Here is a 15,615-nt window from a genome sequence, read left to right on the forward strand (position 1 = left end):
GGCGGGATGGCAGCATCCCGCCTTTTTCTTTCAGGGGTTGATGAGGCTCTTCATTTTCCGGACTACCGGTCCCAGCCCGTCAAAAATAGCCTCTCCAATCAGAAAATGGCCAATATTCAGTTCGGCAAGCCCTGTCAGGCCCGCAATCGCGCCCACATTGTCGTAAGTCAGTCCGTGCCCGGCATGGAGTTCGAGCCCACAGGCTGCGACCGTCTCCGCCGCTGATCGCAGACGCTCCAGTTCATCACTGCCGCCCAGAGCATAAGCTCCGGTATGAAGCTCTACAACGGGCGCTTCCAGAGCTGCGGCGGTTTCGATCTGTCGCGCCTCGGGATCGATGAACAGTGAAACCCGGATGCCAGCATCCCGCAGTCGCGCGATTTTCGGCTTGAGTGCCTCACTCTGTCCCACGACATCCAGACCGCCCTCGGTCGTGACTTCCTGCCGTTTTTCAGGAACCAGACAGCAGGCATGGGGACGAAGGTTACAGGCAATCCGGACCATCTCGTCCGTCGCGGCCATCTCGAAGTTCAGAGGCGCGGAAAGTGCCCTGAGACGCGGCATGTCGGCATCGCGGATGTGACGCCTGTCTTCCCGCAGATGTGCCGTAATCCCGTCCGCACCCGAGGCGATGGCCAGTTCGGCCGCTGCCACCGGGTCCGGAAACGTGCCCCCTCTGGCATTGCGCAGCGTGGCGACGTGATCGATGTTCACTCCAAGACGGATCATGATCCTCTTCCTTCCCGATAAGCGCTCATTTCGCCAGCCAGCCGGATCGCCGCCAGAAGACTGGACACATCCGCCCGGCACGTCTCCGTCACAGGGCCTGCGATATCAAAAGCCGTCCCATGATCGGGCGACGTGCGGATGATCGGAAGCCCGAGCGTCACGTTCACGCCTTCTTCCATATCAAGCGTCTTCAGCGGAATGAGCGCCTGATCATGATACATGCAGATCGCCACATCGTAATACGGCCGGGCCTTGGCGCTGAACATCGTGTCCGGCGGCATCGGTCCCCGACAGTCGATCCCCTGTGCCCGGAGCCTATCGATCGCGGGCTGGACGATGGTGATTTCCTCATCGCCCATCATGCCATGCTCACCAGCATGAGGGTTCAGCCCCGCTATCGCAAGACGCGGCGCCATGATCCCGAAGTCACGTTTGAGCGCGGCATTGGCAATCTCCGCCACCTGCACGATGCGTTCGGTTGTCAGCGTATTCAGGGCGTTCCGAAGCGAGACATGAACCGTCACCGGCACGACTCTGAGCTGGGGCGAGGCCAGCATCATGATCTCTTCTCCCGGCATGTCACATAGAGCTGCCAGAAATTCCGTATGCCCCGGATAGGGAAAACCGGCCGCAGCCAGAACATGCTTGGCAATCGGGTTCGTCACGACCCCTCCTGCCCGTCCCGCAAGGGCATACTCAACAGCCTGACGGATACTGCTGATCGTCGCCGTGGCATTCCGGGAATCAGGCTGGCCCGGAATGACATCCACTTCGCACGGCACTGGCAGAACGGGCAGGCTGTCAGCAAAGGCAGCCGCCGCCTCTTCCGGCGTTGCGATGCAGGTCACGGGCACGGCGCGTTCAACCAGACGCGGATCACCCAGCCAGAAGAACGTCCCTTCCCCTGAATGCCGCAGCCTCCGCCAGGCTTCTGCCGCAAGCTGTGGGCCGATCCCCGCCGGATCCCCGAGCGTCAGTGCAAGCGGTGGCGGGTGTTTCATCGTCAGCCCGCGTCTGCCAGCGCCGCAAGGACGCGCACCCAGGAACGGATACCCTTGTGAAAGGAATCCAGCCCGTACTGCTCGTTCGGGGAATGGATCCGGTCGTCATTCTGGGCAAACCCGATCATCAGAGCATCCAGCCCCAGCGCATCGCGGACTTCGCCGGCTACAGGAATGGAGCCGCCCGAGCCGACAGTCGCGGCAGGCACGCCCCACTCATCACTCAGGGCCTTCAGGGCTGGTGCCAGAAAACGGCTGTCACGGGAAACTTCAAAGCCCGGAGAACCGCCATGGGCCGTGAATGTGACGTGGGCGTCGGAAGGCAGGGATGCGCGGATATGGGCGCGGAAAGCCTCGCGGATGCGGTCCGGGTCCTGACCGGGAACCAGCCGGAACGAGACCTTGGCCATGGCCTTGGCAGGAAGAACGGTCTTGAATCCCTCGCCTTCATAGCCGCCGGAGATGCCGTTGATTTCACAACTCGGGCGACACCATGTCTGTTCGATCGCACTATAGGCTTTCTCGCCTGCCGCAACCGACAGTCCTGCCTCTTCCAGCAGGGAGCGGTCATTGGGGAAAAGCCTGCTCCACTGCGCCCGGGTGGCAGGAGACGGATCCTGGATGCCGTCATAGAAACCCGGCAGCGTGACGCCACCCTCGGCGTTCCGAAGCGTCGCCAGGGCCTGGCAGAGAACGGCAATCGGATTGGCGGCAGCATTGCCGTACAGACCGGAATGCAGATCATGGCTAGCACACTGGATGACCACTTCCTCGGCCATCATGCCGCGCAGGGACGTCGTAATGCCCGGTGTCCTGCGATCCGCCATGCCTGTATCACACACAAGCGCCACATCCGCTTTGAGTTCGGCGGCATTTTCCTTGAGGAACGGGAACAGGTTCGCCCCGCCACATTCCTCTTCGCCTTCAAGCAGAACACTCACTTTGACCGGAAGTGCCCCCGTGACCTCTTTCCAGGCCCGGCAGGCTTCAAGGAAGGTCATCACCTGCCCCTTGTCGTCGCTCGCACCGCGGGCAACGATCACCTTGCGACCTGAAGCGTCCTCGATCAGTCGCGGATCGAAAGGAGGAGCATTCCAGAGCGCTTCCGGATCTGTAGGCTGCACATCGTAATGACCATAGAACAGGACATGCGGCTGGCCATCGCTATCGTCCAGTGCCTGATCATGACCCACGACCATCGGATGCCCGGGGGCTGCCCAGTGAACGTCGCGGATCTCTGCCTTCATCCCGAGCTGTTCAAGTTCCTTCCGCATCCAGTCCGCAGCTTTCCGGCAGTCGGCGGCATGGGCAGGCTGCGTAGAGATGCTCGGAATACGGAGAAGCTCGAAGAGGCGTGAGACCGAAGCATCCAGATGGGTGTCAACGGCCTGGAGAACGGTATCAAGTGTCTCGGAATTGGCAGTCATCTTGTGTTCCATGTTCGGGGTGTCAGTCACCCAAAATCAGACCGGAGAGCCGGTCTTTCAATCGCCGTCGGTCGTAAGTCGGCGCGGCTGGAGACGGATCGGCGCGGGAGCAAAACCGGGAGCGGTCTCGGACAGCCTGTGCGCACGCGGCGTTACGGTCGAAGCTGCAAGAGGTGTGGTGCCTGCCGCGATGGAAAGGATCTCGCGGAGACCATCATGAAAATTCGAACTGGATGCCTCCTCTGCCATCCGGGCCTGTACTCCATGGCTTATCGTATTCCACAGATCCATGTCCGTATACAGCCGGATCACGGCCTGGGCGAAGCGGTCCGGATCACAGAAGCCGCCAGACAGGCAATCCTTCCCGTCTTCCCATCCCAGTGTCTGGCAGACTGTTTCGGAGAGAACGGCAGGCAACCCCGCCGCAGCGGCATCCAGAACTTCCCGTGGAATTGCCGGCAGAACGCGTGTGGGCTCCACGAGAATACGGCGTGACCTGTAGAGAGCGGCAAGATCGGCGTCCTCCGGGAAGGCTTCCAGTCGCCGATATCGCGTGAAAGCGGAGAGATCGACCCCGGCGGCCTTGTGGCCCGCAAGAAGGACGGTTGCGTCCGGCGGCAGACCGCGATCCAGCTTTGAAAGGACGTCATGAATAAACCAGTGAAGACCGTCATGAATCACATCGCCACTGGCAAAAACAGGCAGAACAAGCAGGATGCCCGAGCGTTCTCCAAATCCGGGTGAAAGCGTCGTCGGAACAGGCGGTGCACCAAGAACACGCACATTGGTGAGGCCAAGAACTTCCAGATCGGCCTTCTCGGTTTCCGTTCCGGCAATTACCGCCTGCGTCATCCAGACCTGGTCAGTATCCTGGTCCAGATCATCAAAAAGCAGCTCCCGGTTATTGACTGCTCCGACAAGCCGGCGGTTATGGGTCTCCCTGGCATGGCTTGCGTGAATATCCGCGACCATTCCAAGTCTGGGCAGTGACTGGGGATGCTGTTGCAGGATCGGCGCGGCACGCTGGAGCGTTTTCATGCCGCCAATCCAGACGTAATCGAAGCATCCCGCCCGCTCCCGCAGGAAATCCGGAAGCTCGGACAGGTCACAATCGTCCATCAACTCGATGGCTGCCGGAAAATCCAGTGCCGTTGAGACACAGTCATGAAGGCTGCCGTCGAGCGGAAAAACGGTCACCTGATATCCCAGTTGGCTCAGCCCGATCATCATGTCACGGTGGCGCAGAAAGGGTGTTCCCAGAACGACATGAGGCAGCCGTTCACACAGGAACAGGATGGTGGGCGCTCCGGATGCGGAGCGGGCCCGCATGAGGCTTGTTCCCGGCAATGGCTGCCTGGAGAGCAGTCCTGCAAAGCGGCGTTTCAGCCAGGCCTCATTGCGGGATCGCAGTTCTGACGCGATTCCCGGTTCCGAAGCCGACCGATCGAGCACATCCGGATCATAAAGGATTTTGCCTCCCGCCTGTCGCAGGGACAGGCAGATCGCCAGCATTTCGGCTTCCGGGCCAATGCAGCCGGGACTGAGCCGGTTGTGATCATGGAGCGGAAGCCGGCGACAGAACAGAAGGCCGCCGGTAAAGGCGTCTACCCATCTCCGAAACGCGATTTCAGGTTCGTTCGCCCGTAATCCCTGCCCAAAGGGTGTAAAGGCCGCATTGCGCCAGACGATGCTGCCGGCTTCCCGGACCCGTCCATCAAGTCCCAGGGACTGCCCGCCTACGGCGTAGACTTCCGGGTCCGCGAAGGCTTCAAGAGCAATCTTCAGGGTGCCGGGAAAAGGCTGTACGCCTGCGGCCAGCAGCAGAATGACCTCTGCCCTTGCAAGCTCAAGCCCGAGCCCGATCTGCTCGGCATGCGTGGTTCGGTAAGGAGGGCGGACAATGTGAATTCCACGAACGAATCTTTCGATCTGGGCTGTCTCATCCGTGGAACCCGCATCGACCAGAATGATCTGAAGATTGCGCTCACTGTTCGCATGAAGGGCGGCAAGCGTTGCAAGGGTTTCCAGAAACTGGTTCGAAACAGGCAGGATGACCGTTACGTCCGGTATGGTGACCGGGCGGAAATCCAGTGGCCCGCGGATCAGTGAGGGAATGAGGGTCTGTGCCCGCTTGAGATCCAGAAGCTGGCATTGCTCTGCAGGAATGTCAGCAACAACGTCGTTTACAGGATTATTCTGGGACTGGACCCAGAGTGTGAAGATATCGGAAATATCCGGCCTGCGCAGTTGGCGCTGTGTTCCGCTCTGACCTAGGAAACCGGCGAGATCGACGCCAGCCTGTGGCTGTCGTTTCTCGGCAATGCCGAAACGGATGAAATGCTCATAGCCGTTCCGGAAGCCTCCATGGCCCACGATATTGCCAACATCGGGATACTGCGCAGCATAAAAGGCTTCGCTGAACCACGGATTGGGATCATAGGCTGTGGGATTGCCATTGGTCAGGTAATGATGAAGCGGACTCTGGTATCTGCCGTTCTCCAGTGCGTCCACCACATCCGGATAACGCTCAAGATACCATTGCGGGTCGAAATACCAAGAACTGCGCCGGCGACCGGCCATTGAAAACCTGATGAACTGGGCAAAATCGCCAATCGCAAAGTCATAGTGCTGCCGTTCAGCCATGCTGGCGGCACGAAAGACTTCGGGATCGAAAAACACATGCGACTTGCGATGTTCCTGATCGCCGATCGCAAGATAATGATCATAACCGTTGCAGAACCCCTGTGATGCCAGAACATGAGGGCTCAGGTCAGGATTGCAGCTGAAATAATTTTCTTCGGAAAAAAGCCAGTGCGGCGAGCGGCTCCGGAAGCCACTTTCGCAGTAATGAAGGAAACCGCTGTCAAAAATCCCCAGACTGATGCCTTCCCGGACATCCGGATTCTGGCGCAGATACCATTCTTCATCAAAAAAACGGTTGGGAGAGAACCCTGCCCTGGCGCCCCGGCTCTTCCAGTGCTGCTCCAGCCCTTCGTCACTCAGATCAAGCTCGCCAGCCTCTCCGCTCTCCTTGGCTTCCTCCCGCAGTCGCAGCCCATAGCGTGTGCGGTACCATTCAGCGTCAAACGCAGCCCACAGGGGCGGCCGGTCGCCCGCGAAGGCTGGAGATGCAAGGATATGATCTTTCATTAACGCTGGATCCTCTGGGAGCGCACACGGAATGGTAAAGCTGTCGCGTCAGGTTTAACGCTGCTGCGCGCGCCGGCTCTGCCAGAGTTCATGGAAGTCAATGGGCTGGATGTTGGGAGACGGGAATCCTGCTTCACGAACCGTATTCAGCATGACGCTGCGTGCGGGTGGAAACAGGAAGCGCGGTGCTTCAACCAGCAACAGGGGTTCGACCGCGTCCTGCGGGATACGCCCCGTCAGACCGAACAGTCCTGCATACGCCACACTGAGTTCATACAGTACCTTCGGATTGGGGGCGTCCTGTGTGGGCGCTCGCTCAAATCCCTGTGCACGGATAACCAGACTGACCTCGAATGTTGGCTGGTCTCCGAGCTGTCGGCCTGTCACATCAACCATCATGCCGATATGAGGCTGCGACGGCAGTTCCCTGTACACGTCCGGGGTATTCTGTACGTCAATCGACAACGTCCGGAGATATTGCGAACCGATGATGAGAGATGAGGAGGACGGCAGGGAATCAGAGACATCCAGGCTGGCAGGAGTGCCGGTTACGGTGTCGGCGTATGTTTGGCTCATTATGTCTGCATCCTCATGCGGTCATCATCATTTCCTACATTTCATACTGCACTGAAATGCAAGGAAATGTGGCGCCCTATACTCTGTCATGATGTTTGCGTTTTGACTAGCGGGACGAAATCCGGTGATCTTTCAGCCTGAAGCTCCAGACGCTCGCAATCGGTTCTGGTTCCGTGAAAGGCATGGAGTGTTTTTCCCATCAGCCCGACAGGCAGGACCTTTTCGTTTTCAGTCTGCCAAAACAGCCAGGAAGACAGCATTTTCCGGAGGTGGTCACCGTCATGGGATGATTTCAGACACCGCAATCCCTTTCGGTGATACGTTGAGGGTGATATCGCCATCTGGCGCAATGTCAGCACTGGCGCATGATACTGCCTGCACTGGGCATCATGACTGCTGACAGGGATCAATCTTCCTGCCCGCACGTCTTGTTGCGCTGCAGGTAGCACGATAGGACCATGTTCATGCTCAGACTGCTCATTCTCGTCATTCTTCTTGCGGTCCTGATCGTTTTTGCTCTGAGCAATACGGATCTGGAACCCATCTGGCTGGTTTCCTTCGGCTGGCATCTGTCCATTGGCACCCTTGTCCTGGGCGTCGGCGTGGTCGCTCTCCTGTTTGGTTTCCTGATCGGTCTGATCGGTGACATGCAGCAGCGTTCGCGCGCCCGCCGCGCCGAGCAGCATGTTCGCACCCTGGAAAGTCAGCTGGTTGAACTCCATCAGCGTCTTGACCGTCTTCAGAACCCAGCAGGTTCCCCCCTTCCCGGCACCACTCCCGTCCAGCCTGAACAGAAGGTCTGATCTCCACCATGTCCAGGCGCACACGACTGATCGCAGCCCTCGATACCGCATCCCGCTCTACAGCCCAGCACTGGGCCGACAGCCTGAAAAATGACGTCAATGCCATCAAGCTGGGTCTCGAGTTTACCTATGCCTGCGGACTGGATGCGGTAAAAACCGTATCGGCCGGGCACGAACTGTTTCTGGACCTGAAACTGCACGACATTCCTCACACCGTCGCATCGGGCCTGTCTGCCCTCGCCCCGCTCAGACCTGCCCTGACGACAATCCATGCCAGTGGCGGTTCCGAAATGATCGCCCGGTCCCGGGACGCTCTTGAGAGCGCTTTTCCCGCTGGCACAAAACGCCCGAAACTGCTTGCCGTTACGGTTCTGACGAGCATGAACGCTGAGGGTCTGCTGGATATCGGCGTCAACGCCACGCCCCAGGAACAGGTGCTCAGACTTGGAAAACTGGCCATCAGCGCTGGTGCGGACGGGCTGGTCTGTTCGGCGCATGAGATTGCGCCTCTACGCGATGCCCTGGGTGACGATCCCGTTCTGGTCGTGCCGGGCATCCGGCCTGCTGGCAGCGCTTCCGATGACCAGAAGCGCATCATGACGCCCCGACAGGCTGCCCAAGCCGGAGCAGACTGGATCGTCGTGGGGCGGCCCATCACGAAAGCCTCAGATCCGGTTCTGGCCGCCAGAGCCATCATGGAGGAACTGGCCAGCGCATGACCGGCATCAAGATCTGCGGAATTCGTGACACCCAGACGATGGCGCTTTGTGCGCGTCTGAAGGTTGACTGGGTCGGGTTCGTATTCTGCGACGCTTCGCCACGGTTTGTAACCGCTGATGACGCCCTGCGCCTGCATGAGAGCGCACCATCTGGCCAGGAAGGTGGGCCTCTGCGGGTCGGTCTGTTCGTGAAATCCGATGACGACTTCATCGCGCAGGTCCTGCGGACTGTCCCGCTGGATATTCTCCAGATCTATGACACCCCGGAACGGGCAACCGAAATCCAGTCCCGCTTCGGACGTCCCGTCTGGAAGGCGTGCGGCATTGCCAGACATTCGGACCTACCGACAGACCCAGACATGGCAGGATATGTCATCGAAGCCCCAAAACAGGAACAGGATCACCGTCCAGGTGGCCTCGGCCGGACTTTTGACTGGTCCTTGACCCGGAACTGGACAGCTCCCTCATTCTGGATGCTCGCAGGCGGCCTGACGCCCCGCAATGTCCAACGCGCAATCCAGGAAAGCCAGGCGCCGGCAGTTGACGTTTCTTCGGGGGTGGAATCCGCTCCTAGCTGTAAATCCGCTGAACTTATTGAAAAATTTGTCCAGAACAGCCGAAAGGCACTTGATCTCAAGCCGAAGCTCTCGTAAACACCGCCTCGCTCGACAGGAGAGATGGCCGAGCGGCTTAAGGCGCACGCTTGGAAAGCGTGTGTACGTTAATAGCGTACCGTGGGTTCGAATCCCACTCTCTCCGCCAGATACCCTTCTCAATCAGTCTCATGTTGTCTCAAAGACTTGGTATATCCAGCGTTTTGCGCCATCCTCTTGTCTCATTCGTTCTCGTTTTGTCTCATCCTGTCTCGTTCTGGACCGGGTAGATGGCGGGTATAATTTCGGAAGAGACCGGGTAGAGCCAAATGCTGATAGACTCGCAGGTCCGTGCGGCCAAGCCAAAAGACAAAGCCTTCAAACTCACGGATGGCGGGGGCCTGTATCTCCAAGTGACCCCCTCTGGCGGCAAGCACTGGCGCTATGAGATTGAGGGCAAGGAAAAGACCTACACCATCGGATCATACCCGGATGTTCGCCTTCCTGATGCCCGGTCTGAGCGTGACGAGGCACGTAAGGTTTTGCAGGCCGGCCGAGATTCGGCAAAAGAAAAGAAGCTGCTTAAGGCGATTGGAAAAATCGATCCTGCCCAGACCTTTATTGCGACTGCTCGTGACTGGTTCGCTCAGAGGAAAGATCTCTGGACCGAGCGACATGCTGCAGATGTGTGGCGCAGCCTGGAACGCGATGTGCTGCCTTCCGTTGGCCACATGCCGATCAACGACCTCACGCCTCCCATCGTCCTTGCTGTCCTGCGAGAGATTAAAACGCGCGGAGCGGTAGAGGCCGCTCATCGCACCTGCTAGCGCATATCAGACATTTTCGTCCACGCCTTTGCCTGCCGGTTACGGAACAGCAGACCCGGCTGTCATCGTCGCCCCTGCCCTGTGGTCCGAGGCCGTCACGCGCAGTGCTGGACGCAAAGACGCCGCTCCGCCGGCAATCGTGCCAACGACGCCCAGAACAGCGAGAACCACGACGGACGTCAGGGACACGCCCTAGGATACCCACGCCCCAGGGAGTCAGAACCGCCGCGTGCACGGGCAGCAAGGCTTTGGATGAAAAGGCAAACTCAGTGATGCGCATGTCTCTCCTTGTTGCCAAAGTCAGGCTTTCTGACTGGCTGCGATCGCGTCTCCTTCAATTCGGCTTCAGAAGCTCAAACGGCAGCAGAGGAGCCTTTTTCAGGAAACCTGATCCACGATCTTCTGGATCCAGATATCCGTAATGGGCGCATACGGAATGAGCATCCGGTAGTAAAATGCTCCGTACAGCAGATCGAGCATGAGTTCTCCCGTCTCCGTAGCCACTCCAAACTGCTCCAGCGCTTCAATCCCAGCTTTCCTTCTCGGGGCAATCCACCGATCCCAGAAAGCCTGTTCCAGAACGGAACTGGATTGCGCAGCGGCCACCATATGCCGCAGGAGCTTCCGTCGCGGCTCATCGAGCGCATGGCTGAGATCTTCAAGAGCAAAAACCAGCGTCTGCCGGACATCCCGCCCGGCCCGATAGGCAATCCGCGGGGTCAGTTCTGACAGGAACGCATCCATGACGACGGCTGCGGCACTGTTCCAGCGGCGGTAAAGCGTCGTTTTGGCAACGCCAGAATGGCTTGCAATCGCCTCCATCGTCACCCGCTCCGGCCCCAGATCATAAGCGAGCTTCAAGGCTGCTGCCTGTGCATCCTTGGTTGCTTCCTGACTGCGTTTACGGCCACTCCCTGCTGTAGAGGCTTTCAAATCATGAATGGGCTCAGGCGTGTTCAAGAGAGATCTCCAGCGTGCATCCCCGGAAAACTGCCACCACCTGATCTTTTTCGCAACGCTCCGTATCGTTTATTGACTACGATACGGATCGTATCGTAACGATTACTCCATCGCCTGATGACGGTCGGAACCAGACAGACGCCGGAGCAAACCTGTGATTGGACAATCCATCCAGAAATGGGACGCCCTCGACAAAGCCAGAGGGGCCTTTCTGTACCCTTCCGATCTGCACTGCGATCGCTGCGTGCATCTCAAGGTCTTGCGCGCAGGCCGGGCCCATGCCCGGATTTTATCAATCGATACAGTGGCCGCGCAAAACGCCCCCGGCGTCCTGCGGGTTCTGACCCACGCCGATATCCCGGGCCTCAACAGTTTTGGCCTGATTACAGCGGATCAACCTGTTCTCTGCCATGACCGGGTGCGCTTTTCCGGTGACGCCGTGGCCCTCGTCGTGGCCGAAAGCGAGCAGGAAGCCCGGGAAGCCTGCCGGCTCATCCATGTGGACTATGAAGACCTGCCCGCCATACTGGAAGCGCGCGAGGCCCTGGCTCCGGATGCGCCCCGGATCGGACAGAACGGCAATCTCTGCCATCAGGTCGATCTGGGCTTTGGTGACGTGGAGACGGCTCTGGCAGAGTCCGAGCACGTCGTGCGCCTGACTTACAGCACAGGACGGCAGGAACATGCGTTTCTGGAGCCGGAAGCAGGCATCGCCTATCGCGATGACCGGCAACGGATCGCCATCATCTGCGGCGGCCAGAATCCCTTCGCGGACCAGAAGCAGATTGCCGCCATCCTCGGCGTTCCGGTGGAGCAGATCTACGTCTCCCACCCGCCCATGGGGGGCGCTTTTGGTGGCAAGGAAGACCTGAACGTTCAGGCGCATCTGGCTCTGGCGGTGCAGGCCACGGGGCGGGCCGCCCGTTATGTCTATGAGCGCGAAGAAAGCATTGGCTATTCCGTCAAACGGCACCGCTTTGAGGTTGATGTCGAAGTCGGCTGTGACGCCACAGGAAAGCTGACCGGCTTCCGGGCCAGTCTTCTTGCCGATACCGGAGCCTACATGACGCTGGGACCGGCCGTCCTTGTCCTCGCTGCCGAACATGCCTCCGGCCCCTACCGTTTTCAGGCAAGCCGGATTCAGGGGCAGGTCGTCCATACCAATACCGGCAATGCCTCTGCCTTTCGCGGCTTCGGTAATCCGCAGGTCATTCTCGGCATCGAACAGGCGATGGATGCGCTGGCGGCAAAATGCGGCCTCGATCCCGTTGATTTCCGTGTGCGGAACCTTCTGCGTGGCGGGGACCGCGCCGCAGCCGGACATATCGTCCGCAATGATGTCACCCTTCCCCGCCTGATCGAAGCAGCCCGCAAGGGACCGTTGCTTTCCGCGCTGTCCGAAGAACGTCCGCAACCAGACCCGGACGGCAAGCTCCGCGCGACCGGTTTTGCCTTTGTCTGGCAGGGTTTCGGGCTGGGAGCCGGCGCCGAACCCGGATCAAGCGTGACCCTGCGCCGCGATAAAAACGGACATTTCTGGCTGGACTGTTCCAGTGCCGATCTTGGCGAGGGCAATCTATCCGCGTTCCAGCAGATCGCCGCGTCCGGATTAGGCTGTGACCCCCATGACATCCGCCTCGATATCGGCACAACAGACAATACGAATTCCTGGTCCACGAACGCGTCCCGCTCCGTCGTCGTGACAGGCAACGCCGTGGCACAGGCCGCAAAACAGCTCGCCGCGAGAATAGAAGCCGGCGAAAGCGGAGCGCTTGAAGAGAAGGCGCATTTCGCTCCTTTGTTCCCGGAAAAGCTGACGCTCGGTGCGCCTCATGTCGGCTATTCCTACGGCATACAGGCCGTTCGCATCGCACTGGATACCGCAACCGCCAATGTTACGGTGGAAGAAGTCGAGACATGGCTCGATGCCGGAACGGTCATCAATCCTGATGGCGTGACCGGACAGATCGAAGGCGGTCTGGCCCAGGGGCTTGGGTTCGCCCTGAGCGAAGACCTCGTGCAACGCGAGGGGCGCGTCCTGAACAACCGCTTCTCATCCTACATCCTTCCCACAATCCGTGATGTGCCAACGGATGTTCGCGTCCATCTGATCAATCACCCCGATGCATCCAATCCCCTGGGCGCACGCGGCATTGCGGAAGTCGGGCTGACACCCGCAGCGGCGGCCATTGCCAATGCGCTGGCACGGTGCCTCGGACACCGCTTCGAACAGTTTCCGATCAAACCGGAAGCCATTCTCCCGGTCATGGAAAAGGCCCTGTCATGATCACCTTCCAACTCAACGGCGCACCCGTGCAGATTGCCGATCAGGGCCAAACCCTTCTGCAGGTTCTCCGCGACGATTTGCATCTGAGCGGCGCCAAGCTCGGCTGCGGCGAAGGCGAATGCGGAGCCTGCACGGTTCTCGTAAATGGGCGGCCCATCTGTTCCTGCCTTGTCGCGACCGAAACGCTGGAAGGCGCAACTGTCACCACCATCGAAGCCCTGGCCCAGACGCCGGACGGAACGGAAATCTGTTCTGCTCTGGCACGTACGGGAGGCGTTCAGTGCGGGTTCTGCACGCCCGGGATCGTCATGGCCTGGGCCGGGCGGCATCCGGATGACACCCCGGACGATGCCCTTGAAGGAAATCTCTGCCGCTGTACGGGATATGTGAAGATCCGCTCCGCGCTGGAACAGACAGGTTGCCTTCCATCAAGCAAAGCCGCCATTTCCGACAAGGCAGATCTGTCCCTAAAGGACGCGCTGGCCTGTCTGGCTGAAAACCCCGACCTGATCCCGATTGCAGGCGGAACCGACCTCGTAGTGCGTGCGGGGCATGGCCTACAGTCCCTGCGCCTCTTTCCGCTTGCACGACTGAATACCCCCGAACTGCATCAGGTCTTCCGGGAAGGCGACACTCTCATCATCGGCGCCCTGATGCGCTGGCAGGACATCCTGCATGACCCTATCATCGCGCAGACCGTCCCGATCATCCGGGACGTCGCCTATGGTGTTGGAAGCCCCCAGATCAGAAATGCCGCAACCATTGGCGGCAACATCGCCACCGCCTCTCCGGCCGGAGACAGCCTTCCCGCTCTGGTCGCGCTTCAGGCCCGCATCAGGCTGATCCACCGGGATGGAACTCGGGAAATGCCCGTTGCAGCATTCATCGCCGGCCCCGGACACACGCAACGCAGGTCAGGAGAACTGATCGCTGGCTTTGTCATTCCCGCAAAATGTCTGGGACAACCACAGACATTCTCGAAAGTCGGCCCTCGCAAGGCGCAGGCAATTTCAAAGCTTTCCCTCGCAACGGTCAAAGTGCCTGACGATCCCGCCGGGATCAGCTTCGCCTTCGGAGCCGTCGGCCCCGTTCCCATGACATGCCCAAAAGCGCACCATGCCCTTGCCTCAGGAATACGGGACAAAGACCATCTCGGATCCGTGGCCGAACAGGCGATGTCCGAAATCACGCCGATCGACGACATGCGTTCCACAGCGTCTTACCGCAGACGCGTCGCTGGACACCTTCTCATACGCCATTGCCGGGAGCTCTTCGCCCATGACAGCTAATACATTGCCCCGCGCAGGCTGCGGCGCCGTCCTCCTCAAAGAAAACTGTCTGCTGCTCGTGTACCGGAAGCGCGATCCAGAACGCGACCACTGGGGCCTTCCGGGCGGAAAGGTCGAGCCGTTTGAAACCCTGCAACAGGCCGTCAGACGGGAAATTTTCGAGGAAACGGGCCTCCAGATTGAACGAATGATCCTGCTCTGCGTCGTGGACCAGATTGCCCCGGAGCGGAATGAACACTGGATCGCGCCCGTCTATATCGCTGAAGACTTCACCGGGAACGCTTCCATCAGGGAACCTGAAGCCCTTGGGGACGTGAAATGGTTTCCACTTGAGCAGCTCCCAGACCGATTGACGCATGCAACCCAGGTCGCACTTCAGGCCCTGCAGGACTGGGATGCGTCCTGAACGATACGAAAGTTGAACCGTGACCGAGAACACCGGAAAGACCGACCTCCCCGGCCTCTGGCAAAACGGGGTCTGGCTCAACAAACCCCGTCAAAGCGCCATTATGCCCGATATCCTTGAGATGACGACAGACAAGGGAACCGATTTCTGGCGCGAGACCTTCTATGGCTTCACACGTGACAGCGGGCATTTCTATGGCATGCCTGCACCAACCCGCTTCACCGCGCAGCTTCGTATCCGTGCCGAATATGAAAAGCTGTACGATCAGGCCGGCCTCATGATCCGCATTGACGAACAACACTGGGTCAAGGCCGGGATTGAACTCTCGGACGGGCGCGCCATGCTCAGCAGTGTCCTCACGGATAAATTTCTGGATACGCGCCACAGTCAGCGATGGCGTGCTGCGACTTCAGGTTTCCGGTGATGGGAGGGTTTTGCCGCTCATGCGTCTGGCATCGTTCTCGAAAGCAGGGTCCTGTCTCGTCGGTCCAATAGGCTGCTCTCCGGAGCGTGACAGCCTGAAAGTCCGCTTTTCCGACTGGACGCTCAGCGCGCCACTCGACAAGCCGCTGCACGACCTGACATGATGTCCTCGCAAACCGAAAAGCAGAAAATGCTGGTTGGCGAGTTCTATGTTGCCAGCGTTTCTGAATTGCAGCGGAACATGACGCAATGTGCGGAATGCCTAGGCCATGTTGACAAAAGACCCAATCCAGAGTCTTGCGGCGGCGATATTGAGGAAACTCTTGAAGGATAAGGCGGTCTTGTCGTAGCGGGTCGCGATGCGGCGCATTTGCTTGAGCCTGTTGAACATCCGCTCGATGTGGTTGCGATCCCTGTAACGCCGC

At 59.3% G+C, this 15,615-nt stretch carries 15 protein-coding genes, 1 tRNA gene and 1 pseudogene; 9 read left to right on the plus strand and 8 right to left on the minus strand.

The features are described 5' to 3' along the window. Positions 1 to 30 precede the first annotated feature (30 nt). From HKD31_RS11910 to HKD31_RS11930, 5 genes are read right to left on the minus strand one after another with little or no spacing between them, the layout of a single operon-like run. Positions 31 to 729, minus strand: coding sequence for a pyridoxine 5'-phosphate synthase (locus tag HKD31_RS11910; protein WP_194265183.1), 699 nt, complete (start codon positions 727 to 729; stop codon positions 31 to 33). Beyond that, on the minus strand, positions 726 to 1,730 hold the full coding sequence (pdxA, locus tag HKD31_RS11915; protein WP_194265182.1) for a 4-hydroxythreonine-4-phosphate dehydrogenase PdxA: 1,005 nt from the start codon (positions 1,728 to 1,730) through the stop codon (positions 726 to 728). Before pdxA ends, HKD31_RS11910 begins: the two co-directional genes overlap by 4 nt. A 2-nt stretch (positions 1,731 to 1,732) precedes the next feature. Then, positions 1,733 to 3,157, minus strand: a complete 1,425-nt coding sequence (locus tag HKD31_RS11920) for a M20/M25/M40 family metallo-hydrolase (protein ID WP_228120602.1) — start codon at positions 3,155 to 3,157, stop codon at positions 1,733 to 1,735. Positions 3,158 to 3,214: 57 nt separating this feature from the next. Further along, a complete protein-coding gene (locus HKD31_RS11925; protein WP_194265180.1) occupies positions 3,215 to 6,307 on the minus strand; it encodes a glycosyltransferase in 3,093 nt (1,030 codons plus the stop codon). Between the two features lie 54 nt (positions 6,308 to 6,361). Further along, positions 6,362 to 6,883, minus strand: a complete 522-nt coding sequence (locus tag HKD31_RS11930) for a protein-export chaperone SecB (protein ID WP_062497896.1) — start codon at positions 6,881 to 6,883, stop codon at positions 6,362 to 6,364. A gap of 464 nt (positions 6,884 to 7,347) precedes the next feature. On the opposite strand from HKD31_RS11930, the gene HKD31_RS11935 reads away from it, so the two are divergent. The 5 genes from HKD31_RS11935 (at position 7,348) to HKD31_RS11955 (ending at position 9,825) form a co-directional block, all read left to right on the plus strand. Next, entirely contained in the window at positions 7,348 to 7,686 is a 339-nt protein-coding gene (locus HKD31_RS11935) for a LapA family protein (RefSeq protein ID WP_024716887.1), read from the plus strand. 8 nt (positions 7,687 to 7,694) lie between these two features. Beyond that, the gene (gene pyrF, locus HKD31_RS11940) at positions 7,695 to 8,405 is read left to right on the plus strand and encodes an orotidine-5'-phosphate decarboxylase (protein ID WP_194265179.1); all 711 of its coding nucleotides are present in this window, start codon (positions 7,695 to 7,697) and stop codon (positions 8,403 to 8,405) included. Further along, positions 8,402 to 9,058, plus strand: coding sequence for a phosphoribosylanthranilate isomerase (locus HKD31_RS11945; RefSeq protein WP_194265178.1), 657 nt, complete (start codon positions 8,402 to 8,404; stop codon positions 9,056 to 9,058). The genes pyrF and HKD31_RS11945 overlap by 4 nt, the downstream gene beginning before the upstream one ends. A gap of 18 nt (positions 9,059 to 9,076) precedes the next feature. Continuing rightward, a tRNA-Ser gene (locus tag HKD31_RS11950) sits at positions 9,077 to 9,167 on the plus strand. A 160-nt stretch (positions 9,168 to 9,327) separates the two neighbouring features. Continuing rightward, positions 9,328 to 9,825, plus strand: coding sequence for a tyrosine-type recombinase/integrase (locus HKD31_RS11955; RefSeq protein WP_194265177.1), 498 nt, complete (start codon positions 9,328 to 9,330; stop codon positions 9,823 to 9,825). 39 nt (positions 9,826 to 9,864) lie between these two features. Here HKD31_RS11955 and HKD31_RS11960 read toward each other — a convergent pair whose 3' ends face one another. Then, positions 9,865 to 10,014, minus strand: a complete 150-nt coding sequence (locus HKD31_RS11960; RefSeq protein ID WP_370543926.1) for a hypothetical protein — start codon at positions 10,012 to 10,014, stop codon at positions 9,865 to 9,867. 189 nt (positions 10,015 to 10,203) lie between these two features. Beyond that, positions 10,204 to 10,785 (minus strand): TetR/AcrR family transcriptional regulator, encoded by a 582-nt coding sequence (locus HKD31_RS11965; protein ID WP_228120603.1) that lies wholly within the window; start codon positions 10,783 to 10,785, stop codon positions 10,204 to 10,206. A 154-nt stretch (positions 10,786 to 10,939) separates the two neighbouring features. On the opposite strand from HKD31_RS11965, the gene HKD31_RS11970 reads away from it, so the two are divergent. From HKD31_RS11970 to HKD31_RS16280, 4 genes and pseudogenes are all read left to right on the plus strand, one after another. After that, entirely contained in the window at positions 10,940 to 13,072 is a 2,133-nt protein-coding gene (locus HKD31_RS11970; protein ID WP_194265176.1) for a molybdopterin cofactor-binding domain-containing protein, read from the plus strand. Further along, positions 13,069 to 14,361 (plus strand): FAD binding domain-containing protein, encoded by a 1,293-nt coding sequence (locus HKD31_RS11975; RefSeq protein ID WP_194265175.1) that lies wholly within the window; start codon positions 13,069 to 13,071, stop codon positions 14,359 to 14,361. Before HKD31_RS11970 ends, HKD31_RS11975 begins: the two co-directional genes overlap by 4 nt. Further along, positions 14,351 to 14,767 carry an NUDIX hydrolase gene (locus tag HKD31_RS11980; RefSeq protein ID WP_194265174.1) on the plus strand — a complete coding sequence of 139 codons (417 nt, stop codon included), beginning with the start codon at positions 14,351 to 14,353 and terminating at the stop codon, positions 14,765 to 14,767. Before HKD31_RS11975 ends, HKD31_RS11980 begins: the two co-directional genes overlap by 11 nt. A gap of 121 nt (positions 14,768 to 14,888) precedes the next feature. Beyond that, positions 14,889 to 15,354 (plus strand): annotated as a pseudogene (locus HKD31_RS16280) (DUF1349 domain-containing protein). Between the two features lie 98 nt (positions 15,355 to 15,452). On the opposite strand, the gene HKD31_RS11990 reads toward HKD31_RS16280, so the two are convergent. Beyond that, a partial coding sequence (locus HKD31_RS11990; RefSeq protein ID WP_194265173.1) for a transposase occupies positions 15,453 to 15,615 on the minus strand: 163 nt, incomplete at its 5' end.

The sequence above is a fragment of the Gluconobacter potus genome (assembly GCF_015244705.1).
Classification (GTDB): Bacteria; Pseudomonadota; Alphaproteobacteria; order Acetobacterales; family Acetobacteraceae; genus Gluconobacter; species Gluconobacter potus.